The sequence below is a fragment of the Aeromicrobium duanguangcaii genome (assembly GCF_024508295.1).
Lineage (GTDB): Bacteria > Actinomycetota > Actinomycetes > Propionibacteriales > Nocardioidaceae > Aeromicrobium > Aeromicrobium duanguangcaii.
Genome location: NZ_CP101990.1, coordinates 1,502,132 through 1,526,415, shown reverse-complemented (window position 1 = coordinate 1,526,415; position 24,284 = coordinate 1,502,132). Strand labels below are relative to the sequence as shown.

Genomic DNA, 24,284 nt, shown 5'->3' with positions numbered 1-24,284 from the left:
ACTGACCAGCAGCTCCTGGAGCATCATGGCCAACGCGCATCTGCCGACACCCCGCCTCGTGGGACGCGCGCGCGAGGTGGCCGCTCTCACCGATTTCGTGCGCAAGTCCGCCGTCGACGGCGGTGCGCTCCTGCTGACCGGCGAGCCGGGGGTCGGGAAGTCGACCCTCCTGCAGGCCGCCGTCGCGACCGCCGAGGCCGAGGGGACGCGCGTCGTCCATGGCGCCGGTGTCGAGTACGAGACCGACGTGAGCTTCTCCGCCCTGCACCAGCTGGTCGTCCCGCTCGCCACCTGGTTGCCCCGGCTGCCGGACGCGACCCGCGCGACCCTCGAGACGACCTTGGGCATCGGGTCCGCGCCGATCCCCGACCGATTGGCCGTGTTCGACGCCGCCCTGACTCTCTTCCGCCTGGCCGCCGACGAGACGCCTCTGCTGGTGGTGATCGACGACATGCACTGGGTGGACCGAGCCAGCGCGGCGGTCATCGGCTTCGTCGGGCGGCGCCTCGACGACACCCGGCTCGGTGTGCTCGCGGCGGCGCGTCCCGGTGCCTGCGGGTTCTTCGACCGCACCGGCTGGCGCGACGTCGTCGTCCCGCCGCTGGAGGACGCGGAGTCGTTGGAGTTGCTGGCTCACCAGTTCGCGCACCTCCCGATCAGGGTGCACCGCGAGATCGCCCACGAGGCCCAGGGCAACCCGCTGGCCCTGTTGGAGTTCGCCTCGGCGGGACGAGGACCCACCGGAACCGGCGGCCAGGTCGACGGGACGGTGCGCGAGGTGAAGTCGCTGTACAACGCCCGGATCGCCGTGCTGCCCAGCGCGACGCGCTCGCTGATGCTGCTCGCCGCCCTCGAGGGGTCCGGTGACCTGGCGGTCATCGCCGCAGCCAGCCCGACCGGCACCCTCGACGACCTCGCTCCGGCAGAGCTCGCCCGTCTCGTCCTCGTGGATGACGCGGCGGGCCACATGACCTTCCGCCATCCCCTGATCAAGAGCGTCATGGTCGACCGCTCGACGTTCGAGGAACGCCGCGGCGTGAACCTGGCACTCGCCGAGGTCTTCACCGACCCCGAGCGACGCGGACACCACCTGGCCGAGGCCGCGCTCTGCCCGGACGAGGACACGGCGGCGGCCGTGGAGGCGGGTGCTCGCAGCACGCTCCAGCGCGGTGACGTCGTCGGAGCCGTCACCCGACTGATGCGGGCCGCCGACCTGAGCCCGGACCGCACCCAGCGCAACCGTCGGCTGGCGGACGCCGCCTTCATCGGGGCATTCTCCACGGGCCGGCTCGAGGACGCGTCCCGGCTGTTGCGCGACGTGACGCGCGGCGACCCGACGGCGGCCGAGACGTTGCAGGCGGCGGTCACGGCCAGCTACCTGCTGCTCACGAGCGAGGCCGACGTCACGACGGCCCATCAACTCCTGACCGATGCGATCCGATCCGCGCTGGATCGGCCGGAAGCATGCGAGGGCGACCTCACTCAGGCCGTCTACACCTTGTCCTCCGTGTGCCAGTTCGCCGGACGCGCGGACTACTGGGAGAGCCTGCGCGAGATCGTCGCGCGCCTCCCCCCAACCGCGATCACCGACGCGGTCGTGATCGCCGCGGCGCAGGGCGACCCGCTGGTGGTGCCCCCCGCCACGCTGGAGAAGCTCGATCGGGCCATCGCGGGGCTCGATGACTCGATGGACGTCGCGCACATCGTCCGTACCGTGATCGCCGCCTTCAACGTGGACCGTCTGGCCGGCTGCCGAGGCGCGCTGGACCGCGTCGTCGACGACGGCCGGGAGGGTGGCGCCGCCGGCTCGGCGGTCCTGGCGCTGACCATGGTGGCGTTCGATGACTACCGGTCGGGACGCTGGGACGCAGCCGCTCGGGCGGCTCACGAGGCCGAGGACCTGTGCGCCGACCTCGGGTACCGGCTCTACACCTGGGGCCCGCTGTACGGCCTGGCGCTCGTCGCGGCCAATCGCGGCGACCGGGACGCGTGCGTCGCCCAGTGCCGGGCGATGCTCGACTGGGCCGAGCCGCGCCAGTTCGGATGGGTGGCCAACTGGGCCCGGCACGCGCTGACCGAAGCCGCCCTCGCACACGGGGATTTCGAGACCGCCTACGCCCACGCCGTGAGCATCACGGATCCGGGCAGCCTCGGCACCCACAACCCGGAAGCGCTCTGGAGCGGACTCGACCTGGTGGAGGCAGCGCACCACACGGGCCGCACGGCTCAGGCACGAGACCACGCGGCCGTCCTGCAGCAGGCCGATCTCGGCCGGATCACCCCGCGGTTCGCGTTCACCACGGCCGCGGCGGTGGCGATGGTGGCCCCCGACGCCAAGGCGCCCGGGCTGTTCGAGCGGGCGTTGGCCCTGCCCGGTGTCGAGTCGTGGCCGTTCGAGCTGGCCAGGGTGCGCCTGGCCTTCGGTGAGCGCCTGCGCCGGCTGCGCCGGCTGCGTGACGCGCGCGAGCAGCTCGACGCCGCCCGTGCAGGGTTCGAGCGGTTGGGCGCGGAGCCGTGGGCCCGCAGAGCGACCACCGAGTTGCGCGCGACTGGCGTCAACCGTGGCACCGCCACGGTGACCGGCGCGGACTCGTTGACGCCGCAGGAGCTCGAGGTCGCCGAACTGGCCGCGAGCGGCCTGACCAACCGCGAGATCGCGGCCCGGCTCTACGTCTCGCCGCGCACGGTGTCGGCGCACCTGTACCGGATCTTCCCGAAGCTCGGGGTCACCAGTCGGGCGGGTCTGCGAGACGCACTCGGCGACGCATCGCGTCACTGACGACTGCAGTCATCGCCGGGTGGACGTGCAGTCATCTGACTGACGCTGTCGGCCTCGCGCCGGACGACCGTGGTGGGACACCGGCAGATCGCCGGTCGCAACCTGCGAGGAGTCCGCCATGGCGACCATCACCACCGACGACGGCACCGAGATCTTCTACAAGGACTGGGGATCGGGGCAGCCCATCATGTTCCACCACGGCTGGCCGCTGAGCTCGGACGACTGGGACGCCCAGCTGCTGTTCTTCGTCCAGCGCGGCTACCGCGTCATCGCGCACGACCGTCGCGGCCACGGTCGGTCCGCCCAGGTCGCCGACGGGCACGACATGGACCACTACGCCGCCGACGCCGCCGCCGTGGTCCGGCACCTCGACCTGCACGACGTCGTGCACGTCGGGCACTCCACCGGCGGCGGCGAGGTCGCGCGCTACGTCGCTCGGCACGGTGAGGGCCGCGTCGCCAAGGCGGTGCTGATCGGCGCCGTTCCTCCGTTGATGCTGCAGACCGAGGCGAACCCGGGTGGCCTGCCGATCGAGGTCTTCGACGGCTTTCGCGAGGGCGTCGCCACCAACCGGTCGCAGTTCTACCTCGACGTCGCCTCTGGTCCCTTCTACGGGTTCAACCGGCCGGGCGTGAAGGCCTTGGAGGGCGTCGTCTGGAACTGGTGGCGACAGGGCATGGCCGGCGGTGCGGAGGCGCACTACGACGGTGTGAAGGCCTTCTCGGAGACGGACTTCACTGACGACCTGCGTGCCATCGACGTGCCGACCCTGCTCATGCACGGCGACGACGACCAAGTCGTGCCGATCGGCGCCTCGGCGGAGGTGGCGATCAAGCTGCTGCCGAACGGGAAGCTCACGGTCTACCCCGGCTTCCCCCATGGCATGGCGACCGTCCACGCCGACGTCATCAACGCCGACCTCCTCGCCTTCATCCAGAGCTGACCCACCGACGCACCCGCGACACCCGGTCACGAGCCCACCCGGCGGATCCTCCGCCACCACCGAAAGGAACCCATCATGGCAACCACCAAACCCACGATCGTCCTCGTCCACGGAGCCTTCGCCGACTCCTCCAGCTGGAACGAGGTGATCGCGACCCTGCGGGGCGACGGCTACCCCGTGATCGCCGCGGCGAACCCGCTGCGCACCCTGCACGGCGACGCCGCGTACCTGCGCACCGTCCTCGACAGCATCGAGGGCCCGATCGTCATCGCCGGCCACTCCTACGGCGGCAGCGTGATGAGCCAGGCGATCGACGGCCACTCCGGCGTGAAGGCGCTGGTTTACGTGGCCAGCTTCATCCTCGAAGAGGGCGAGAGCACCGGAGAGCTCTCGGCCAAGTTCCCCGGCGCGGAACTGGGGTCGGCGCTGCACCCCGTGCCGGTGGCGACGCCGGACAACGCGGAGGCCGCCGACCTCTACATCGAGCAGGACAAGTTCCATGCGGTCTTCGCCGCCGACGTCCCCGAGGAGGAGGCGGCGCTGATGGCCGTCACCCAGCGACCGATCATCGGTGACGCCCTCGAGGAGAAGGCCACGAAGGCGGGCTGGAAGAACGTCCCGACGTGGAACATCGTCACGCTCCAGGACCTCGCCGTCCCGGCGGAGTCGCAGCGGTTCATGGGCGAGCGCGCCGGCTCGAAGAACGTCGAGGTCGACGCCTCGCACGCTGTCACGGTCTCGCGTCCCGAGACCGTCGCGCTCGTCATCGACGAGGCCGCCAAGGCCACCGCCAACTGAGGGCGGATGGGGCTGAGTGGCCGGTCCTCCATGCATGCACCGCGTGGAGGACCTGTCTCTCATCGCAGGAGCGGCAGTCTAGGTGAGGGAACTCGCACAGCACCCGATTCCCGTTGCCGGCCACCCACGGGCTGCCCTAACGCGGCCCCGCCGGGTGCGTCCTTCCGCCCAGAATGACGCATGCCACGCCAGGTGCGGTGCCAAGGACGTAAGAGCGTCAGTCGTATCTCAAGTGGCACTCCTCGCGCCAGGCCCGAACGCGCCCAGCCCGTTCAGACAGGAGGCCGTCTACCTACCTGGCGGGACGATGGCCGGGGAGGTGGGTTGGCGTCAAATCTCACCGCGAGGTCCTCGCCGCGCATCCTCATAGGCTCGCCGTTCTCAAGCCCGACACGCCAAAGCAAGACTTCGGACCGCATCAAACTCTCGAGATATCGACGAGCTGGAAAGTGTCGGAGAGCGGCGCTGCCAGGTTTCCCAGGTTCATGGTCTTGAGAGTTCTGGCACCTGTAGTCCCGTTGTCGCCGATACGCTCCGACTTCCTGAACCTTCAAGCGATGAGGCAACATGAGCGAGTTTGGCCGCGAACCTGGACCGGATCAGCCGCCCTACGTCTCCGTGACAGTCCTATCCGAGCGTCAGTCCTTGCCCGAAGTCATAGAGGCACTCTGGATCCTGGATCGAACTTGGACTCTGGCGGTAGGCCTAGCCACGGTAGATGAAGCGCTCCAGAGCTTCGATGCGCTGGAAATGTTCCCTGACCCGCCGACTCCCCGGACGAAAAGTCAGCAGTTCGCGCGTCCGTTGGCCGTCCAACCCGACGAGATTGGTGCCTTGCGATCCTCTTATGCTGGAGAACGTACGGTTCTGCGTCCACGAGTATCACTGTCAAAGCAATCGCCGCTGGTCGTCGAACTTTCCGGATGGATCGCCGGTGGATCACTCGGCGGGGTGGCTGCGTGGCAGGCCTTCAAGTACCTGGTAAGCAACGCAGAGAGCATCGCGGGATTGCCTCACAGGTTACGTTCCGGATGGTTTCTGTCGCGGACGAACGCCGATGACGCATCTCTTGTCGCGCGTGCGGTCCGCATGCGTCGAAAGTTGCTGGAGCTGGAGCTCGCGGAGGCTGAACAGGTCGAAGACATCGCACGGGCCCTTCGAGGACTAGGGCCACTTGACGTGGCTTCGAACGTAAGTGATGACCAATCCTTCTCCTGATATCGACCTGAGGTGCTAGGAGAACGCCGTCGGGCCGTCCCTTCACGGCGGGTGTGTGGGGTGGGGTGATTCCTCTCGCGCCGGGCAGGACCAGAGCCGACACCTACCTCACTTCCCCGCTCGCGTCGGCTGCGTGCGACCACCCACAAGCTTGCGGTCATCCGATATGCGCGCGCCTTCCAGGTGGTTAGGAATCGTCGCAGTGAGACAAGTTGGCGGGCCAACCGCATTTGCCATTGCCGCCTTTGAAGTAGACCAATCCGCGTGAGCCGATACTGGAGACGACTTGGCGATCACTCCAGTCATGCACTTCGCCGGTGCTGTGGTCCGCCCACGTCTGCTTGTGGACTACTTGGTCTCCCGCCGAGAGCCTTAGCTCCTGCAGCCTGTCTGCGGTGCGGACAGCCAAGTAGTGCTTGATCCACGCCGATGCAAGGCTCTTCCCGAGTGGCCCTCCCTCGAACGACCGGTCGTGGGCGATCGCCATTAGGAATTCGCGCTGCTTTTGAGTTGCGGGCGCGTCCTCGCGGCTGAGGGCCCCCCAGATTCGCGGGCGCAGATGCTCTTCGAGCATCGCTGCGGCAACGCCGCGAGGCACGTCGGCAGAGAGTGGAATTCCGACTTGCACCCCAAGTTCCAGTTGCTCGACCAGGACTGGGCCTGACTCCTCCCGCAACAAACGGACGGGTTCGATCCAGTCAAGAAACGTCATGAGAAGGATCATGACCTATTGCGTCGACGGTGACTGCTGCCGTGGCACAAGAAGGTGCTTTTATCCGCCGCGTTGGACGTATGACTCGGTAGGTGAGTCATTTGCGTCACTTCTCGCGGAGACGCAAGGATGTCGCCGTGCTCGCAAACCAAGCTAGGACCATCTCCAGTCGGGACGACCATCAACTTTTGTCGAGCGAATTGCTAGACGTTCGTATCCACCAGTTCTACGTGCTTCTCAAGAACCGCAACGCGTGGCACTCGACGACATCAAGACGGTATGACGGAGCCGAAGGACTGTTCACAACATCGGCAGATGCGAAGCACGCGGCTGAGGCTCTCCGTAGCAGGGGTTCATGGTTCACGGTTCTCAGCGTTCCTGCGATCAGTCTCGTCGCTGAGTTGGGAGCGATGGGCCTAGCTGACCATCACGCTCTCAACTCGTTCGGGAAGTGGGACCGCGAAAAAGGAGGCGCCTTCCTGCGGGTCGGCACACCGCTCAAGCAAACGCTCGCAGCATTCGAGGTGGATGGGTTGTGGCGTAGCCGGGTGAATGAACACTCGCTCATCGCTGGAACCCTTGAGCGCGTGACTGCACACGATCTGCTGGAGCAGGACCCGGCTTGGGTGTCATGGGATTCATACTCCCACGGCTCCGGCTACTACATGGGATGGACCGAACGCCAGAATCATTACGACACGTCGGCGGTTGAGAGCATCCGGTACCAGTTTGAGTCGGTGAATGGTCTCCAGCTCACTGGACTGAGCGGGTAACACCACGCGTCAGTCGACGCTCACAAGGCGCCCTTGGTCGTGACTGCGGGACGAAGTAATCGGATCCACGGCTAGCTAATGTGCGCAGATCGAGCAGGTTCTCGTTGTAACCACGCTCAACTGACGCAACTGCATCATTTCGCCGCAAATCTTCGTAAAGGCGGATTGCCAGCCTGCTTCTCGCCTTCTCTGCGCCGTACGGTGCTCCCATGGGAAGCCACCGCCGCGGAATCACTGCTGACGAACTCCAGCGCGACATGGAAGCGCGGTACCGCAACGACCCCGCGTATCGCGCCCAGGTTGACCGTGTCGAAACCGAGCACCAAGCGCGCAGTGAAGAACTGCGTCGAGCTGAACGACCCCTGATCGAAGAGTTGAGATCGGCCGGCGTGTTGGTCAGTTCTGTATGGCAGCTGTACGCGCATCCCGACAAGGGTGAGGTGGCGTTCCCCATCCTGCGCAGGCATCTCCTGCTGGACTACCCGGATCGGATTCTTGAGGGGATTGCCCGGGGCTTCACGAGGCAGGCCGTGCGGCAGAACTGGGCGCAACTGCTTGAGATCTACCTGCGTGAATCCCGACCCCCTGTGAGAGATGGCCTAGCAGCGACCCTGAGTATGCACGCCGTCCGGGCCCACTATGAGGACCTCATAGGGATCCTTGAGAACGAGGCACTCGGAGAGACACGGATCTACTTCCTGAGACCAGTCAACCTCATCGGGAACCGAATGGAACCGGGTCGCGGTCGCCAGGTCGTAGCGCAGGTTGCGGCTGACCCCCAGTTAGTGCGCGAGGCGACCGCAATCCTGCAGGGGCGCGATCGCAACCGATAAGCGAAACGATCTGCTGCAATCAACCTCCCGCGTCAAACCGCCGCGAGTGGCGCGAGCGGGCGTCCGCCAGGAACAGTTGTCCGCACATGACTACTCGGAACGCACTGAGATCGTCTCGCCCGTCGTAGGGTTCGGTTTATGAGGAGACGCGGCGAGTTCGCCTCTATCTCCGAACCGGAGAAACGGCCGTTGCGTACGACGATCCTGGTCTGGGTATCTGTGCTCTTGATCGGTGCCGCGATGATGGTCCTGTGTGGTGCTGTTCTCGCGGTTCTCATGGTCGAGACGGTTGATTTCTAGCGGGACCGATTCGGGAACTCTCTCTGCCTCCTGCCGAAGCTGACCTGAGGACCACGAGTGCCCCACTCCGCCGCGTAGGCAGCGGCCCGGATGCTGCAGGCCGTTTTCATCCGGCGACAGTCACCTGTCACACGATCTACGCACTTCGCAACCATCCACGTAGACACTGTCGTAGATTCCGGCCCATGACGACACCGGCTAACTGGTTTGCGGATCCAACGGGTCGCAATGAGATGCGTTACTGGAATGGTGATCAGTGGACTGAGCACGTCTCCAACCGCGGGGCGGTGGCGCGAGACCCAATCGAACTTTCAGAAGCCCAGGGGGACGCCGACCGAGCGAACAGTGAGGATGTAGCGGGGACAGGCGCGGAGGTGGAACTCACTGCTGATGTCACGCCCGGCTTGGCTCAGGCTGAAGCGAGGCAGGAATCGTCAGCGCTAGAGCCTCAAGAGCGCCGTGGCCCGAAATCGGAAGAACCTCAGTTCAGCCGGGAGACCGATCCCGCTAAGCCTGCGACGGACGAAAGCTTGCCCGATCTGACCCAGAGCGAAGACCGAGAAGAGGGCGAGACTGACACGACCATCCCTCGCCCGACGGTTCTCGACACGTCACCGACGTTCTTCAACGCCAAGGCTGTGGCTCAAACTGCGCTGGACGAACTGCGTACATTGTTCGACCGGGCCCAGCGAATGAGCGAGACTCTGTCGACTCAGTCCAGAGCTATCGCTCGGTTCGGGCTCGAAGATGTTGTCGAACGTGAGGCGCAAATCGACTCGCTACGTTCTGAGCTCACGCAAATCGAAGACGACCTCGCACGCCTCCGAAGCCAAGTGGCAGCGGCTGAGAAGGAACTTGTAGCGACACGTCAGCAAGTCGAGATGCAGTCCTTGGGCCTCTTCGACTTCGAACACCCAGCTGAGTCGTCTGCCGTCTTGGCGGACGAGCTCGCAAGGCTGCGGGCGGAGATCAGACAAATGAACAAGATCGGCCACGCGACAACGATGAACGAGAACTGGACAGTGAACGGTTCTGCCGCCGAGGGCAAGAAGATGTCCAAAGGGATCGCCCGCTTGATGTTGCGTGCTTACAACGCTGAAGCCGAGAACTGCATCAAGACCGTGAAGGCCGGAAACCTACACACGGCGCAAGCCCGCTTGCAGAAAGCTGTCGAAGCCGTCCACAAGAACGGTGTCATCATCGGCCTCGAAATCACGCACAAATTCCACAAGCTCCGTCTCGAAGAGCTCGCGCTCGCTTCCCAGCACCTCCAGACTGTTCAGGCCGAGCGAGAACTCGAGCGGGAGCGCAAAGCCGAACTGCGCGAACAGGCAAAGGCGGCTGCCGAACTCAAGCGTGAGCACGATCGGCTCGAAAAGGAGCGCAGCCACTACTTGAATTCGATCGCCGCCCTCGAAGCCAAGGGTGACGCCGAGGGTGCGGAACGACTCCGCGGCGAGCTCGCCAGCATCGACAGAGCCATCGATGATGTCGACTATCGAGCCGCGAACATCCGTGCCGGTTACGTTTACGTCATTTCGAACCTCGGTGCCTTCGGGGAAGAACTGGTCAAGATCGGAATGACACGACGGCTAGACCCGATGGACCGCGTCCGCGAGCTCGGCGACGCGTCCGTTCCGTTCCAGTTCGACGTTCACGCGCTGTTCTTCTCAAAGGACGCGGTTGCGGTCGAAGCGATGCTTCACCGGCATTTCGCAGATCAACGGATCAACAAGATCAATGCGCGCAAGGAGTTCTTCAGGGTCAAGCCGGCTGCGGTCCTCGAGGTGCTGAAGGACAACGACGTGGAAGTCATCGAGTTCGACCCAGAACAAAAAGCAGAACAGTTCCGTCTGAGCTGGCCGGACATGGCACTGGAGGCAGATCGAACGATCTGAACTGGCCGTCGTCGCGAACGGGCCGAGTCGCTGCCTTCCGCGGCGAAAGAGTCACTCTGGCCGATTTCCGCAAGCAGGGACCGATTACGCCCCGGCCGGGCAGGTCAGGCAGATGCAGCGGCAGCGTTTGACCCGCTGCGCAACCTGCTCGCCTCACCGCCCGACCTCCCGGTCAACGCCGGGCCTGGCCGCTCTCGACGAGACGCTCCGATTCCACGGAGTCGCGGTGGTCCACGCACCGCCAGGTACCGGCAAGACGGCCTTGGTCCCTCCCGCGGTCGCCGACGTCGTCAGCGGACGGGTCACGTGGCCCTGCGACCCCCGCACCGCGCCGGCCCCAGCGCACGAACACGAGGCGACGGTGACTGCAGGATCGCGCCTGCTCAGAGCCCCGGCTGCCGACTGGTCGGTGGACGTTCGTTGGCCCCCGGGTAGTCCGGCAGGGGTTGCGGCCCCTCAGTCAGGAGGTGGTGGTGCTTCCAGGCCCAGTACACGAGCTGCCCAGCGGCCACCGAGCCGAGCGAACCGAGCGCGAGGTCGCCCAGCGTGTCGGCATACCGATCGACGAAGCCCGAGGTGCTGAGGAAGGCGTAGTACTCGGCGATCTCCCAGACGAGCGCTGCGGTCACCCCGAAGGCGAGGGAGCGCTCGAACACCTGTGCACGCGTCGCCCGCCGCGGCAGAGTGAGGAGGATGAACGCCGCAGTCAGCACACCGGTGTTGACGAAGTGCATCACGTCGTCGAACCGTCGGACCGTGTCGTAGAGATCCATCCGGTTGCCCAGTGTGTCCGTGAAGCAGGTGAGGGTCACCAGCAGGTCCACGAGCCACGGAAACGTCACCCGGCGACGCCAGACCAGGAACCATGCGGCGGGGATGATGAACGCCGCCAGTGGATAGCCGACCGCCCGCGCGGTGGCGCCCTTGCCCTCGAGGTGGCCGAGCTCGGGATACCGGAGCGCGGTCATCAGCAGGAGCAGGAGCATCACCTTGGCCGCCACGTCGAGGACGATGACGACCCCCCGAAACGAAGGGCGGGCCGGGACCACGGTGAGTTCGCTCACGCGACCCACGCTAGCCGGATTTCACGAAAGCGGACCGACGAGTTGGGACCCCAACCGTCCCAAGGTCGACGGCCGGGCCATTGCAATTTGTCGTCGAGGGCGAGTTGCGGGTGCTGCGCCGCAGTGCCGGCGACCATGACGTCTACAAGAACCCTTGAGCCGCCGCCCTGCAGCAGACTCCCCATCAACTGCCCGGTGAGGATCGCCCATCGGGAACCTACCCTCCACGCGCCAGCTGGCGACGGGACCCACGACCCCCCACTGGGGCTGATCCCGGCCCATATGTCGGCCGAGGCATCCGGATCTGCCGTGCTCAGTGCGTCATTTCGCCGCCCAACTACGCCCGCCAGCAGCGCATCACTTCGCCGCGTATCGTCAAGGAACTTGGCGAAGGCAGCACGTCGGTACAGGTTTGACTGCGACGATCGCGATGTGACAGATATAGAGATTGCCCAAGTTGATGAGCGCGACAGTTCTTGGGAGGACCACCATCCTCGTTTCCGGGTCTACCTTCACGGCAGTGGCGAATCGTCGACCTACGGCTGGACCGATACCTACGACGTGACCGGGGCGGACGTCCTTCAGGTGATCGATTGGGCGCAGCGACAGGCAGGTGGTCTGCTGACTTACGCCGTCGCTCTGGTGTCCGACCTCGACAGTCACGCCGAAAAAGTCGAGGTTGACCGTGGTCTCACATGGCTGGTGGGAATCGACGGCAATGACAATACGGACCGCGACCCCCGCGGGGCCGAGAGTCAGCTTCGCATGCTCGCCCGCCGCCATGACCCCGTCATCATCCCGGCGAAGGATCGCCTGCCAGATGGCTTGCCCGCCCCGTACAACGACGGCACCGAAAGTCGCTGAACATTGGTCGGCTGAGCCGCCGAGCTAGTTTCCGGAATGCAAGGTGCCCCATTCCCCCGCGAGTGTGCGCATACGCAGGAGGACCGAGACAGGACGGTGCCGAGTTAGGAGATGAAGGCGTTCGTGAGACACGCCTCGGGTGTCTGGCTGTAGAACGGGTCGTCCTCGTCGAGCTGGATCCACCACCCACCGACGGTCACGTGGTCGCCAAGTTGATAGGTGCGTCCTTCGCTGTACACGGTGTACGGGTCGGACCCGACAGTCGTCCCCGGCGGCCAGATCACCACGGCCCTGCCTGACTCGGCTGCCTCGATCAGGGAGCGGGGATCGCGGCCACGGACGGGCACGGGAGCCGCGTCGACGATCCCCAGGCAGCCGTCGACGTCGGCCAGTCGTCCGGTGACGGAGTGCTGATAGGCGTCGCCCCCCAACCGGATCAGCACGGCCGGCCCATCTGACGTCGTGTGGACGCGAGCGAAGTCCTCGTCACCGGCGGCAGTCGCCTTGGAAACGACGACGCTGACCGGCGAGGCCACCACGACGGCCACCAGGAGAAGGCGCGACCCCGGCACGAACCTCGAGGTCATTCGGGCCAGAGCCCATGCCACGGCCCATCCCGCGGCAGCACCCACGGCACACAGAATCAGCGTCCCCAGGAGCAGCCCCAGAATCATGAGGAAAGCGAGGCTGAGAACAACGCTGAGGACCGAAGCACTCGCCGCGACACGGAAGCCGAACGACAAAGACTGGACACGGCCCACCGCCATGCCCACCAGGAGCGGGACCCACACGATGCTGCTGCGTTCGTCGTCCGACATGAAGAACACCGACCCGTAGCGCGACTCGAGGATCGCGTACGCGACCACGTAGTTGAGCGCCACGCACACGCCCAGGCCCACGCCCGACGGAACCGTGCGGCTCAGACCAGTCAGGACACGGGAGGTCGCCACGCGGTCATCCTAGGTTCGAGGTTCTTCTGGTGTCCCTTGATTCAGATCGCGACACAACGACGAAGCGGCCCACCGGTGCGAGACTCGAAGCATGACCTCGCCCACGTCTGACGCCGGGCCCGTGATGACGCGCCGTGACTGGGCGGCGCTGCTCACCATCGGTTTCGGCGTGTCGCTCGTCATCATGGACGCCACGATCGTGAACGTGGCGCTGCCGGTCGTCATCGAGGACCTCGACATGACGGCCACCGAGGCGCAGTGGATGAACGCGGTCTACGCGCTCGTGTTCGCGGCGCTGCTCATCACCGTCGGCCGCATCGGGGACCTGAAGGGCCGACGGCTGCTGTTCCTCATCGGCCTGATCCTGTTCATGGTCGCGTCGGTCTTCGCCGGCCTCGCGGTGAACGCGCACATGCTGATCGGCGCGCGATTCGTCCAGGGCGTCGGTGCCGCGATGATCCTGCCGACCACGCTGTCGAGCATGAACGCGCTGTTCGTCGGTCGCGCACGCGTCATCGCGTTCGCCGTCTACGGCTCGGCCATCGGCGGCATGGCGGCCATCGGCCCGCTGCTGGGCGGCTGGCTCGCCACGGACGTGTCCTGGCGCTGGGCGTTCTGGCTCAACATCCCCGTCGGACTCCTCGTCGCGTTCGGCATCGTCCGATCGCTGCCCGAGACCCGCGACCCCAACGCCCAGCCCAGCGGCGACTACCTGGCCATCATCCTCACGATGGTCGGCATGGGCGCCACGGTGTTCGCGCTCATCGAGTCCAGGAACTACGGGTGGTGGCGCACCGACAGTGGCACCATCTCGCCGGTCCCGATCGTGCTGGCCGTGGGCCTGGTGTCCCTGCTGCTCTTCGTACTGCACGAGCGTCGCCGCCGAGTCGCTGGCAAACCGGTGCTGGTCGACCTCACGCTGTTCCTCATCCCCACGTTCAGCGCGGGCATGCTCGCCGCTCTGATCGTCGCGCTGGGCGAGTTCGGTCTGCTGTTCACCCTGCCGCTGCTCCTGCAGGGCGCGCTCGGTTACACCGCTCTGCAGACCGGCTGGATCATCCTCGCGCTGGCGATGGGCACCTTCCTCATCTCCAGCGTCCTGCCGCGACTGTCCGACCAGCTGTCCCAACGCTCCGTGGTGCAGATCGGCCTCGCGCTGGAGACCGTGGCCGTCGGCGCGCTGGCCCTGCTCATCTCGAGGAACGTCCCCGCGTGGCACCTGGTGGTCTGCCTGTTCGTCTACGGCGTCGGAGTCGGCATGGCCACCGCCCAGCTGACCTCGCTGCTGCTCAAGGACGTCCCCGTCGACGAGAGCGGCCAGGCGTCCGGCCTGCAGTCCAGTGCCCGCCAGCTCGGTTCGGCGCTCGGCGTCGCGGTCCTCGGCGGTCTGCTCATCGCCAACCTCGGCCGCACCACGGAGGCCAACCTCAAGGCACTGTCCCTACCCGGTGAGACCGTCGACAAGCTCACCAAGGCCGTCGCCGATTCGGCCGGCATCGCCATCGAGGGCCTGCAGCGTCAGCAGGGCAGCACCGCGATCGCGGACGCGGCCACCGACGCGATGATCCACGCCAGTCAGCTCACCACGGGCTTCGCCGCACTCGCGCTGTTCATCGGCCTGCTGGCCACGTTCCGCCTGCCGAAGTCGACCGACAGTGAGGAAACGCCTCCGGCTGGCTGAATCACGAGGGCGGCGCTACGTGGGATCAGTAGATCTCAAGTGGGCGAGCTCGACCTTGATTTCATCGACCTGCGCCCGGATCCATGCCCTCTGTTCGCGAGGGATCCGGCGGAGTTGAAGATCTGCCACAGCGGTTGCTTGGGTCTCGTCGATCCCCAGCAGTTCACCGAGCTGGGTGATGAACTCTTCGGTGGATTCTGCTTCCCAGGCAAGGGCTGAGACCTCTGGCCACCGTTCCAGAGCGCTGTCGAGGGCTTGCATGATGTGGAGACGATCAGTGGCCTGGGCGAGCATCTCCGCGTGACTCGGCTCTCGGTGGCGGCGCATGACGCCATCGTGGCACCGATGGTGGCGACGGAGGCAGAGAACTGGCCCTACCGGTCGGTGTTCTGAACGAACGCGGACCATTCGGGCATGACATGGTTCAGGCGTGATCGCAGCCCTGACGACTGACGTGCTCGCTGCTTGCGTCTCTCTCTACGTCGACACTTTCAGTGCGCCGCCGTGGAACGAACCGTGGAAAGCCGACGATGCTGCGCAGCGGCTCGGCGACTTCCTCGCCACTCCTCGTGCCCACGGTGTCTGCTTGTGGGACTCCGAAGGCGAACTCCTCGGGTTCGCTCTCGGGCATCTGGAGCGCGCTGGAGCCGACGATCACTTCCTCCTGAAGGAGATGTGCGTCCGTGCAAGCGAGCAACGCAGGGGCCACGGCACCCTGCTCCTCGAAGCTCTCACCGCACAGCTCCCAGACGTGCGGCACTGGTATCTCCTGACTGCCCGTGACAGCTCCGCGTCGGCCTTCTATGAAAAGAACGGCTTCCGCGCCGCCGGCCGCATGGGCGTCTTCGTCCGACCGTGACGAAATGGAAAGACTGTCGAGTTGACCACGCACCGGCTTGGGCGAGCCAGCGCTGTTCGACCCGGCCGCGCCGGTAACGTCCGGAGGTGGCCAGTTCTCGCCGATCCAGCACTCGTCGACGCAGCGCGTCCCCGCGTCGCAGCGGGACGCGACAGCCGGCGCGGCCGTTGCCGGTGGCCGGTCCGGGTGAGCGGGTGTGGGTGCTCGATGTCCCGTACGGGACCCAGGTCGACGGCGCCGCGTGGCACCCGGCGGTCAAGACCCATCTCCACGTAGGACGTGACCTGCCCGCGCACCTCGCTCCCTACTCCCCCGGGCCGTACACGCTCGGTCGGTTCATCGAGAACTCGCTGAACCCCGACGACGCGACGCCGAGCCCCGAGGCGACGGGCGCTCTCGAGCCCCGGCAACTCCAGTACGAGGCAGCCGACGCAATCGCGGCACGGGCCGCTGCGGGCGGCCGACAGTTCCTGCTGGCCGACGAGCCCGGCGTGGGCAAGACGATCTCGGCCGTCCTCGGCGCGACAGCGGTGGGCGACCTGCGTGGTGCTCAGCGGGTGCTCGTCGTGGCCGACCGGCCCGCCGCGATCACCATCGGGCACTGGTGCCGCACCATCGGGGCGCTGGGCGACGGCGGCCTCGAGTGGGTGGTGATCACGTGGGACCGGTTGGAGAAGGTCAAGGACCACACGTGGGACGTGATCATCGCTGACGAGGCGCACGCGCTGCGACGCACGACGACGAAGCGGTGGAAGCACTGGGCGCGGATCTCGGGACACGGAAAGCCACACGACAAGGCGCCGTTCGTCATCGCAACGACCGCGACGCCCGGACACACGCCACTCGAGCTGCCCTACCTCGCTCCGGCCTATGCGCAGGTGCTCGACGAGCCGATGAAGGACTGGACCTCCGCCACGCAGCCCGGAGCGACGTTCGCCACCGCGCTCGAGCGCCACGGCGTCGGCGTGGAGCACGGCCGTTACGGCGCGACCTGGACCACCGATCCCGCCCAGCGCGCGGCCGATCTCAAGCTGGTGCGCGGCTGGCTGAACGACGAGCAGCCGCCCGCGATGCTGCACCGCGCCGCGCCGTGGGGGCCGGTGCCGATCTCGGGCATGCCCGTGACCCTCACCCCGACGGAGCGGAGCGCCTACGAGGCCGAGTGGGGCGAGTTCTGCCGCGAGATGGACATCGCCCGGCGCGGCCGCAGCGTCGCGAAGGGCCGGTCCGCGCTGCTGCGCTTCCGGCAGAAGGCGGGACTGATCCGCGTCGACTCCACCGTCGCCTGGATCGCCCAGCAGGTCGAGGCCGAGCGCCAGGTGGCCTGTTCCGTCGAGTTCGTCGGCACCGCCGCCGACCCGATCGCCGACCGACTGCGCGACAGCGGCATCGAGGTCGCCACGATCTACGGCCGCGACCGGTTCGACGTCGAGGCCGAGCGGCTCCGGTTCCAGACCGGGCAGGCGAAGGTCTGCGTGTTCACGACGGTCGCCTCGATCAGCCTGCACGCCGGCGAGACCCTGGCCGACGGCCGCCAAGCGAGCACCGAGCCGCGGGTCGGCGTCTTCCACCAAGCGCGCTTCTCGGGCATCGCCGGGCGCCAGGTGACCGGCCGGACGCACCGCGACCACCAGGTCTCGCCGTGGCACATCGCCTACGCCGAGGGCACCGTCGAGGAACACGTCGGCAAGGTCATGGTCGAGCGGATCGCCGCCGCCTCCGACACGGCCGGGAGCGACACCACCGGCCTCACCGAGCTCGCTGAGCTCCTCGGCGCCGACTGGCTGCCGCCCACGGCACTGACCGAGGACAGTCCCTGAGCCGAAGCACCTCTCCGGTTTCGTCGGTCACCGGGTCGTCGCGTACCTGAGCCTGATGGCGAAGTAGTCCTCGAGGTCCTTGAGGGTCTCTTCGTCGAGCGCGTCCTCCGGGTTGGCCGCGACGTCTCGCTGCATCCGCTCACGGGCCGCCTCGTAAACCGGGTCGCCCAGCGCGTACTCGAGATTGCGCACGTACCACCCCCGGAACCTGCGCGCGCCCAGTCGTTGAAGCGCCCGCGCCAAGAAGCCGGGCCGACCCCTGCGGACCCAGAATCCGACGGCCCGCCCGACGGCGAACGCCAGCGCCATCGACAGGGCCATGACGGTGATCGTCGCGACGATCTCGTCGCTCGCAAAGTTGTCCACCGCTGCCGACATGGCTCTGTAGTAAGCGCGGACCAGGATCTCGACCTTGTCAGAGAGTGGACCGAACTTCTCGGCCGTGTCTACGAGTTGCCGGATGGAGTCCAAGTCCGGCTTGGCGTCCCAAGCCTCCTTGAAGTGTCCGGCAGCACCAATGGGATCGGGTAGCGAGTCCTGCGCTCGCTCGAACTCCTCGTAGGTCGTCTCGATGCTTCGGAGGGTTCCGGAGCTCTTGTCGAGAGTCGCTTGGAGTTCAACTTGTTCCGGCGTCTGGTTTTCGAGGTAGTCGAGCGCGGACTGAATCTCCTCGCGGTGCTCGACCACGAACTTCGCGTCGTGGTACCTGTTCGCAAGCGTAGGGACGGACTTGAGCGCCACCTCGCCCTTCCCGCCCGCTGTCTCAGCATTGCCGATAGCGACACTCGTGGCGGCACCTACTCCGTACGCCTTGATCCCCATCTCAAGCAGGGACCCGAGGATCAGTCGCCCGGTCTCAGTCCGACGCCGCGGCGACGGACGATCGTTTCCAGTCTTCACAAGCAGCCCCCGAGAATCCCCGCGTCGAACGGTCGAATCGGCTCACGACCAACGGGAAAAAAGAATCTCAGATAGGTCGGCCGCGCGCAGGCGTTTCACTGTCACCGCCGGCACATCGAATTGCGTGCACCTGTAGTCCGAACATGAGCTACGCGGCAACATCCAGCACCGCGGGTATGCCTGTCAGGTCTCCTTCAGCGCGAAGGTCGCCAGCGCGTGCACGAGCGACTTCCCGTCCTGCTCGATCTCAGCCTCACAGATGGTGAGCCGGTCCCCGCGCTTGCGCACCGTGGCGGTGACCGTGAGCGGACCGGGCTTGCCGGGACGGAGATACGTCACCGTCAGCTGGCTCGTGGCGGGCACCTCGTCGTCCACGATGCTGAGGATGGCGGCGCCCATGGTCGTGTCGACCAAGGTGGCGAGCATTCCGCCGTGAACCGTGCCGGCGGGGTTGAGATGCTCGCTGCCGGCATCCATGGTCAGGGTCGCTTTTCCGTCGGCCGCTTCGTGCGTCGGAGCGCCGATCGTCGAGAGGAACGGGTGTTGGGTATCGGTCACCTGATCCCTGTACCCCGGGGCCCGCAGACGAATCATCCGTGACGCATGGCGGCGCCCCGAGCCGCGTCGGGCAGACTTCAGGAGTGTCCGACCCGCTGCGCAGCCTGCTCGCCGCACCGCCCGACCTCCCGGTCACCGCGGGACTGCCGGCGCTCGACGAGGCGCTCCGCACCAGCGGCATCGCGGTGGTCCACGCTCCTCCTGGCACCGGCAAGACGACCCTGGTCCCGCCCGCGGTCGCGAACGTCGTCACCGGACGGGTCGTCGTCACCCAGCCCAGCCGCATCGCAGCGCGCGCCGCCGCCCGCCGGTTGGCGCACCTGCTGGGTGAGCAGGTGGGCGAGACGGTCGGCTACTCGGTCCGCGGAGACCGGCGCACCAGCCGACGCACGCGGGTCGAGGTCGTCACCACGGGCCTGCTCCTCCGGCGGATCCAGCACGATCCCGAGCTGGTCGGCGTGGGCGCCGTCGTGCTCGACGAGGTTCACGAGCGCCATCTCGACGCCGACCTGACCCTGGCGCTGCTCGTCGACATCCGGACCAACCTCCGCGAGGACCTCGCGCTCGTGGCGATGTCGGCCACCATCGAGGCCGAGCGGACAGCCGCGCTGATCGGTGGCGCTCCGGTGATCAGCGTCCCCGGTGCCCTGCACCCCGTCGAGACGGTCTGGTGCCCGCTGCCGCCGGGGTCGCGCCGCACCGACGACCGCGGCATCACCCCGGCCTTCCACGATCACGTCGCCGCGACCGTGCGCCGGGCGCTGGCCGAGCACGAGGGCGACGTCCTGGTCTTCGTGCCGGGTGTCGCCGAGGTCGACGCGACCATGCGCCGCCTCACCAGCGTCGACGCCGACGTGCATCCCCTGCACGGACGTCTGTCCGGCGCCGAACAGGACCGCGCCCTCACCGAGGGCCCGCGTCGCCGCGTGATCGTCTCGACCGCCGTCGCCGAGTCGTCGCTGACGGTGCCCGGCGTGCGCGTCGTCGTGGATGCCGGATTCTCACGCGAGCCCCGCACCGACCACCGTCGCGGACTGGCCTCCCTGGTCACCGTCGCCGTGAGCCGGGCCTCGGCCGAGCAGCGCGCGGGACGCGCCGGTCGCCTGGGTCCGGGCGCCGTGCTGCGGTGCTGGTCCAAGGCGGAGCACGCGCATCTGGCCGCTCATCCCGAGCCCGAGATCGCCACCGCCGACCTGACCGCCTTCACCCTGGAGGTGGCGTGCTGGGGCACGGACGACGTGCGCGACCTGGCGCTGCTCGACCAGCCGCCGGAGCACGCCATGTCGGCCGCTCGGCAGGTGCTGCTGGACCTCGGAGCGATCACCGAGGACGGACGCGCCACGCCTCGAGGCCGGGTCATCGCCGGCGTGCCCGTCGATCCCCGGTTGGCTCGGGCGCTCATCGACGGTGCCGGCCTCGTCGGGACGAGACGGGCCGCCGAGGTCGTGGCAATGCTCAGCGAGGACGTCCGCGCTCCCGGAGCCGACCTGGTGGCTGCGCTCCGCTCCTTGCGCGGTGGTCACCGGGCGGGCGCGTGGCGCACCCAGGTGACCCGGCTCGAGGCCATCGCGAAGGAGCACGGCGCCCACGGCCGTGGCGCGGCACTGACCGACGACGTGGCGGTGGGGCTGGTGGTCGCGCTGGCACACCCGGACCGGATCGCGCGGAAGCGCTCCGGCTCATCCAGCTACCTGATGACCTCCGGCACGGGCGCAGCGCTCGATCAGCGCGACCCCGGTCCCCTGGCCGGCCTGGAGTGGCTCGCGATCGGTGATGCGGATCGGCGGTCCGGACAGCGGGAGGCCCGGATCCGGTCGGCGGCCCCGCTGACCGAGGACCTTGCGCTGGAGGCGGCGGGGTCGCTGTGGACCGAGGTCGACGAGGTCAGCTGGACCGGCGGGCGCGTGCTGGCGCGCCGGCGCACGCTGTTGGGTGCGATCGAGCTCAGCTCCGTCCGGCTCGAAGATCCACCGGCCGAGGCCGTGACCGCGGCCATCCGGGAGGCGCTGGAGAGCGAGGGAATCGGTCTCTTCACCTGGTCGGAGGCGGCCACAGCGCTGCGCGCTCGGCTCGACTTCCTGCACCGAGCGCTGGGCGACCCGTGGCCCGACGTCAGTGACGAGGCGCTGACCCAGAACCTCCAGTCATGGCTGGGGCCGCAGCTGGCGCGCGTCCGGTCGGCGCAGGACCTCCGCCGCATCGACATCCTCGGCGCGCTGCGGGCCTTGTTGCCGTGGCCCGAGGCCAGCAGGCTCGACGAGCTGGCCCCGGAGCGCGTCGAGGTCCCCAGCGGATCGGTCGTGCGGATCGACTACTCCCAGGAGCAACCCGTGCTCGCGGTCAGGCTGCAGGAGGTCTTCGGCTGGTCATCCGCGCCCGTCCTCGGCGGTGGCCGGGTGCCGCTCCTGCTGCACCTGCTCTCCCCCGCCCGCCGCCCCGCAGCCATCACGGCGGACCTCGATTCCTTCTGGGACACCGGCTACCCGGCCGTGCGGGCGGACCTGCGCGGCCGCTACCCCAAGCACTCCTGGCCCGACGATCCGCGCAGCGCACCGGCCACCCGACGGACGAACAAGCCGCGCCCTCGTTGACCATCATCAGCGCCATGACCTCTGCACGCGCCGACCACGTCCGGGCCCTCTACCAGTCGTTCAACGATCGAGACCTCGACGCCGTCCTCGCGGCGATGGCGCCGGACGTCGACTGGCCCAACGGCTGGGAAGGCGGGCGGTTGGCCGGTCGGGACGAGGTGGGGGCCTACTGGGAGCGGCAGTGGAACGAGATCCGACCGACGACCATCGTGCGGGACATCAAGGATCGCTCGGACGGAACCGTCGAGGCCCGCGTCCGCCTCGTCGTTCGCGACCCCGCCGGGAACGTGCTGGAGCGTTCCGAGGTCACTCACGCTATGAGTTCGTGGGTCCCCACGTCCAGCGCATGACGATCGAGCCGTAGAGCAGAAGATTCGCCGCCGGCCCGGCCACCAGCCAACGCGGTTGATCGTGCACAGCCCAGAGTGCCGACGCCGAGCTGGTTGCCGCCCAGTTCCTCGGAATGATCTCCAACGTCCGCTGCTGTCCACGTCGACTGGTGCCCGGATGGACGGCGAAGAAGGTCCTACTTGGCGGTCAGCTTCATGACGGTTCCCGACTGCTGGGTGCCGGTCTGGAAGAGGTGCCGGCCAGAACGGCGATAGGTGACGTCCGCGCCGTCGATCTCGAGCCGTCCGGGCTTCGTGGCGGTCAGCTTCATGAGCAGCTGCGAACGCCTCCCGTCCTGCAGACCGAACGATGCCCCGGCCGTGGGCCGCGTGCTGGCACAGAGTCGAGGAATATCCCCTTCGTCCGTCGCGCCGATTCCATCATCGGCATCCTTCAGGACACACGTCACGAACTCGTAGCGCGCAGCCGTCTCGTCACGCACGATGTGCGGCTCGATGCGGAGCACGCGGCTGGTCTCGTCGTACCCCGCCAGGTGATCCGCGATGTCGAAGACCTGGGTCTCTCCCACCGCGAGCTCGCCGCCGATCTCGGCCCCATGGGAGAGGGCCTGGGGGTGCGTCCACCAGTAGCCACCGCCCACCAGGGCGAGAACGGTGAGCAACGCGATCGCTCCGACACCGAGCCGTCGGTACGAGTCTGGACGGGCGGGACGCATGTCGAGCACTCTCCCAGGGGTGCCGGACGACGTCGTCCCCTCGTGGTCCACCGCTCAGTGGTGGTGGGGGTTGAGCGCCTGGAACATGGTGTGGTCCTGCCAGCTCCCGGCGATCTTGAGGTAGGCCGGCGCCACCCCGAACCGAACGAACCCGTTCTTCTCCAGAACGCGTTGTGATCGGACGTTGTGAGCCAAGGTGCCTGCCTCGATGCGGTGGAGCCCGAGATCGGCGAAGGCCACGTTCTTGATCGCCTGCAGCGCTGCGCTGGCGTGGCCACGACCGTTGGCATGCTGGCTCACCCAGTACCCGACGCCGCACGACTGGAAGGGGCCCAGCACCACGTTTCCCAGATTGATCCGCCCGATGATGCGAGCTGAGGCGTCGAGGATCACGTGCGGGTACGTGAGTCCTTGGCCGTGGCGCTCCAGCGCTTCCTCGAGGACTGCACGCTGTCCGTCGGTCGAGAAGAAGTCGTCCTCCCGGTCAGGCTCCCACGGCGCCAGGAAGCCGCGATTCGTCGCGAACAACGCCGCGAGTTCAGCGGCGTCATCCATCGTCACCAGCCGTATGGAACTCATCGGACGATGATCGCGGACCATCCAGCGGCGGCGGCAACCGGGCTCAGGCGCCGAACTCCTCCCCCAGAGCCGCGAGGAGGTCGGGCGCCGCCTCGAAGAACGGGTCCTGCCCCTCGTCGCCGATCTGGATCAGCGCGAGGTCGGTGAACCCCGCGTCGGCGAACGGCCGCACGGCCTCGATCAGCGCGTCGATGTCGTTGCCGCAGGGGATCTGGTCGGCCACGTCCTCAGGCCGGACGAACTGAGTGGCGGCGTCGAACGCCGACGGGCCGGGCAGCTCGGCGTTGACCTTCCACCCACCGGCGAACCAACGGAACTGCTCATGGGCCCGGGTGACGGCCCGGTCCGCGTCGGCGTCCCACGAGATCGGCAGTTGACCGACCTTGCGTGCCGGCGTCTTCGCGCGGGTCGCCTCGTCGAACGCCATGGCCGCATCGCCGTCGGGCTCGACCGCGATCATGAAATCGGCCCACGGAGCAGCGACCTCGATCGACTGCGGGCCACTGACCGCCACACCGATGGGCACCCGCGACTCCGGCAGGTCCCAGAGCTTCGCGGAGTCGACGCGATAGTGGTCGCCGACGAAGTTCACGTACCCGCCGTCGAAGAGTTCGTTGATGATCTGGAGCGCCTCGGAGAACCGCTCATGGCGCACGTTGACCGGGTCCCAGCCCTCGCCGATGACGTGCTCGTTGAGGTTCTCGCCCGCGCCCAGGCCCAGCGAGAAGCGTCCCTCGCTCAGGACCCCGAGCGTCGCGGCCTGCTGCGCCACCACGACCGGGTGATACCGCCCGATCGGGCACGTCACGTACGTCATCAGCTCGAGCGTCTGCGTCGCCTGGGCGACAGCGCCGAGGGTCACCCACGCGTTCGGGCTGTGACCCTGTTCCTTGAGCCACGGGTTGAAGTGGTCGCTCATGACGGCGAAGGGGAACCCCGCCTCCTCGGCGGCCTGGGCGTACGACACCAGTTTCGTCGGCGGGGACTGCTCGCACATGAGGGTGCATCCGATGGAGAGGCTCATGGTGGTCGTGTACCCGGGACGGCACGTCTCACTCTCGGCCACCGAGGCCGCGGCCGCCTCGGACCAGCCAGGTC

General features: G+C 67.4%; 22 protein-coding genes. 13 read left to right on the top strand and 9 right to left on the bottom strand.

Features of this window, described 5'->3' with window-relative positions; all coding sequences use genetic code 11:
- Positions 1–25 precede the first annotated feature (25 nt).
- The 4 genes from NP095_RS07660 (at position 26) to NP095_RS07645 (ending at position 5,738) form a co-directional block, all read left to right on the top strand.
- Positions 26–2,779 (top strand): helix-turn-helix transcriptional regulator, encoded by a 2,754-nt coding sequence (locus tag NP095_RS07660; protein ID WP_232416499.1) that lies wholly within the window; start codon positions 26–28, stop codon positions 2,777–2,779.
- A 118-nt stretch (positions 2,780–2,897) separates the two neighbouring features.
- Entirely contained in the window at positions 2,898–3,722 is an 825-nt protein-coding gene (locus NP095_RS07655) for an alpha/beta fold hydrolase (RefSeq protein ID WP_232416500.1), read from the top strand.
- A gap of 75 nt (positions 3,723–3,797) precedes the next feature.
- The gene (locus NP095_RS07650; protein WP_232416501.1) at positions 3,798–4,520 is read left to right on the top strand and encodes an alpha/beta fold hydrolase; all 723 of its coding nucleotides are present in this window, start codon (positions 3,798–3,800) and stop codon (positions 4,518–4,520) included.
- 567 nt (positions 4,521–5,087) lie between these two features.
- A complete protein-coding gene (locus NP095_RS07645; protein WP_232416502.1) occupies positions 5,088–5,738 on the top strand; it encodes a hypothetical protein in 651 nt (216 codons plus the stop codon).
- Between the two features lie 187 nt (positions 5,739–5,925).
- Here the strand turns inward: NP095_RS07645 and NP095_RS07640 are convergent, their stop codons facing one another.
- On the bottom strand, positions 5,926–6,450 hold the full coding sequence (locus NP095_RS07640; protein ID WP_232416503.1) for a hypothetical protein: 525 nt from the start codon (positions 6,448–6,450) through the stop codon (positions 5,926–5,928).
- 137 nt (positions 6,451–6,587) lie between these two features.
- Here NP095_RS07640 and NP095_RS07635 point away from each other — a divergent pair, with 137 nt between their 5' ends.
- From NP095_RS07635 to NP095_RS07625, 3 genes are all read left to right on the top strand, one after another.
- A complete protein-coding gene (locus NP095_RS07635; protein WP_232416504.1) occupies positions 6,588–7,223 on the top strand; it encodes a hypothetical protein in 636 nt (211 codons plus the stop codon).
- 209 nt (positions 7,224–7,432) lie between these two features.
- A complete protein-coding gene (locus NP095_RS07630) occupies positions 7,433–8,056 on the top strand; it encodes a hypothetical protein (protein ID WP_232416505.1) in 624 nt (207 codons plus the stop codon).
- Positions 8,057–8,541: 485 nt separating this feature from the next.
- Complete coding sequence (locus NP095_RS07625; RefSeq protein ID WP_232416506.1) at positions 8,542–10,254, top strand: DUF4041 domain-containing protein; 1,713 nt, start codon at positions 8,542–8,544, stop codon at positions 10,252–10,254.
- 383 nt (positions 10,255–10,637) lie between these two features.
- Here the strand turns inward: NP095_RS07625 and NP095_RS07620 are convergent, their stop codons facing one another.
- The gene (locus NP095_RS07620) at positions 10,638–11,318 is read right to left on the bottom strand and encodes a hypothetical protein (RefSeq protein WP_232416507.1); all 681 of its coding nucleotides are present in this window, start codon (positions 11,316–11,318) and stop codon (positions 10,638–10,640) included.
- A 384-nt stretch (positions 11,319–11,702) separates the two neighbouring features.
- Between NP095_RS07620 and NP095_RS07615 the strand changes: the two genes are divergently transcribed.
- On the top strand, positions 11,703–12,182 hold the full coding sequence (locus tag NP095_RS07615) for a hypothetical protein (RefSeq protein WP_232416508.1): 480 nt from the start codon (positions 11,703–11,705) through the stop codon (positions 12,180–12,182).
- A 104-nt stretch (positions 12,183–12,286) separates the two neighbouring features.
- Here NP095_RS07615 and NP095_RS07610 read toward each other — a convergent pair whose 3' ends face one another.
- Positions 12,287–13,132 (bottom strand): hypothetical protein, encoded by an 846-nt coding sequence (locus NP095_RS07610; protein WP_232416509.1) that lies wholly within the window; start codon positions 13,130–13,132, stop codon positions 12,287–12,289.
- A 91-nt stretch (positions 13,133–13,223) separates the two neighbouring features.
- Between NP095_RS07610 and NP095_RS07605 the strand changes: the two genes are divergently transcribed.
- Complete coding sequence (locus tag NP095_RS07605; protein WP_232416510.1) at positions 13,224–14,813, top strand: MFS transporter; 1,590 nt, start codon at positions 13,224–13,226, stop codon at positions 14,811–14,813.
- A 15-nt stretch (positions 14,814–14,828) separates the two neighbouring features.
- On the opposite strand, the gene NP095_RS07600 is transcribed toward NP095_RS07605, so the two are convergent.
- Positions 14,829–15,140 carry a DNA gyrase subunit A gene (locus NP095_RS07600; RefSeq protein ID WP_232416511.1) on the bottom strand — a complete coding sequence of 104 codons (312 nt, stop codon included), beginning with the start codon at positions 15,138–15,140 and terminating at the stop codon, positions 14,829–14,831.
- 103 nt (positions 15,141–15,243) lie between these two features.
- On the opposite strand from NP095_RS07600, the gene NP095_RS07595 reads away from it, so the two are divergent.
- Positions 15,244–15,672: a GNAT family N-acetyltransferase gene (locus tag NP095_RS07595; RefSeq protein ID WP_232416512.1), complete on the top strand. Its 429-nt coding sequence runs from the start codon at positions 15,244–15,246 to the stop codon at positions 15,670–15,672.
- A gap of 200 nt (positions 15,673–15,872) precedes the next feature.
- On the top strand, positions 15,873–17,492 hold the full coding sequence (locus tag NP095_RS07590; RefSeq protein WP_232416513.1) for a DEAD/DEAH box helicase: 1,620 nt from the start codon (positions 15,873–15,875) through the stop codon (positions 17,490–17,492).
- A gap of 27 nt (positions 17,493–17,519) precedes the next feature.
- Here the strand turns inward: NP095_RS07590 and NP095_RS07585 are convergent, their stop codons facing one another.
- Together NP095_RS07585 and NP095_RS07580 are read right to left on the bottom strand one after the other, a co-directional pair.
- Positions 17,520–18,314: a hypothetical protein gene (locus tag NP095_RS07585; protein WP_232416514.1), complete on the bottom strand. Its 795-nt coding sequence runs from the start codon at positions 18,312–18,314 to the stop codon at positions 17,520–17,522.
- Between the two features lie 261 nt (positions 18,315–18,575).
- Positions 18,576–18,950 (bottom strand): PaaI family thioesterase, encoded by a 375-nt coding sequence (locus tag NP095_RS07580; RefSeq protein ID WP_232416515.1) that lies wholly within the window; start codon positions 18,948–18,950, stop codon positions 18,576–18,578.
- Positions 18,951–19,033: 83 nt separating this feature from the next.
- On the opposite strand from NP095_RS07580, the gene hrpB reads away from it, so the two are divergent.
- Both hrpB and NP095_RS07570 read left to right on the top strand, forming a co-directional pair.
- Complete coding sequence (hrpB, locus tag NP095_RS07575; protein WP_232416516.1) at positions 19,034–21,541, top strand: ATP-dependent helicase HrpB; 2,508 nt, start codon at positions 19,034–19,036, stop codon at positions 21,539–21,541.
- Positions 21,542–21,555: 14 nt separating this feature from the next.
- Positions 21,556–21,891 (top strand): nuclear transport factor 2 family protein, encoded by a 336-nt coding sequence (locus tag NP095_RS07570; protein ID WP_232416517.1) that lies wholly within the window; start codon positions 21,556–21,558, stop codon positions 21,889–21,891.
- 176 nt (positions 21,892–22,067) lie between these two features.
- On the opposite strand, the gene NP095_RS07565 is transcribed toward NP095_RS07570, so the two are convergent.
- From NP095_RS07565 to NP095_RS07555, 3 genes are read right to left on the bottom strand one after another with little or no spacing between them, the layout of a single operon-like run.
- A complete protein-coding gene (locus NP095_RS07565; protein WP_232416518.1) occupies positions 22,068–22,607 on the bottom strand; it encodes a hypothetical protein in 540 nt (179 codons plus the stop codon).
- Positions 22,608–22,661: 54 nt separating this feature from the next.
- Entirely contained in the window at positions 22,662–23,186 is a 525-nt protein-coding gene (locus NP095_RS07560; RefSeq protein ID WP_232416519.1) for a GNAT family N-acetyltransferase, read from the bottom strand.
- Between the two features lie 43 nt (positions 23,187–23,229).
- The gene (locus NP095_RS07555) at positions 23,230–24,210 is read right to left on the bottom strand and encodes a TIGR03557 family F420-dependent LLM class oxidoreductase (RefSeq protein WP_232416520.1); all 981 of its coding nucleotides are present in this window, start codon (positions 24,208–24,210) and stop codon (positions 23,230–23,232) included.
- Between the last annotated feature and the right edge of the window lie 74 nt (positions 24,211–24,284).

Bases quoted from the DNA above. Each gene is read 5' to 3' on its own strand.
- NP095_RS07600 (WP_232416511.1), bottom strand. From the start codon at position 15,140: ATGCGCCGCCACCGAGAGCCGAGTCACGCGGAGATGCTCGCCCAGGCC.
- NP095_RS07625 (WP_232416506.1), top strand. From the start codon at position 8,542: ATGACGACACCGGCTAACTGGTTTGCGGATCCAACGGGTCGCAATGAG.
- NP095_RS07605 (WP_232416510.1), top strand. From the start codon at position 13,224: ATGACCTCGCCCACGTCTGACGCCGGGCCCGTGATGACGCGCCGTGAC.
- NP095_RS07570 (WP_232416517.1), top strand. From the start codon at position 21,556: ATGACCTCTGCACGCGCCGACCACGTCCGGGCCCTCTACCAGTCGTTC.
- NP095_RS07640 (WP_232416503.1), bottom strand. From the start codon at position 6,450: ATGACGTTTCTTGACTGGATCGAACCCGTCCGTTTGTTGCGGGAGGAG.
- NP095_RS07560 (WP_232416519.1), bottom strand. From the start codon at position 23,186: ATGAGTTCCATACGGCTGGTGACGATGGATGACGCCGCTGAACTCGCG.
- NP095_RS07655 (WP_232416500.1), top strand. From the start codon at position 2,898: ATGGCGACCATCACCACCGACGACGGCACCGAGATCTTCTACAAGGAC.
- NP095_RS07555 (WP_232416520.1), bottom strand. From the start codon at position 24,210: ATGAGCCTCTCCATCGGATGCACCCTCATGTGCGAGCAGTCCCCGCCG.
- NP095_RS07565 (WP_232416518.1), bottom strand. From the start codon at position 22,607: ATGCGTCCCGCCCGTCCAGACTCGTACCGACGGCTCGGTGTCGGAGCG.
- NP095_RS07630 (WP_232416505.1), top strand. From the start codon at position 7,433: ATGGGAAGCCACCGCCGCGGAATCACTGCTGACGAACTCCAGCGCGAC.
- NP095_RS07660 (WP_232416499.1), top strand. From the start codon at position 26: ATGGCCAACGCGCATCTGCCGACACCCCGCCTCGTGGGACGCGCGCGC.
- NP095_RS07650 (WP_232416501.1), top strand. From the start codon at position 3,798: ATGGCAACCACCAAACCCACGATCGTCCTCGTCCACGGAGCCTTCGCC.
- NP095_RS07645 (WP_232416502.1), top strand. From the start codon at position 5,088: ATGAGCGAGTTTGGCCGCGAACCTGGACCGGATCAGCCGCCCTACGTC.
- NP095_RS07585 (WP_232416514.1), bottom strand. From the start codon at position 18,314: ATGGGGATCAAGGCGTACGGAGTAGGTGCCGCCACGAGTGTCGCTATC.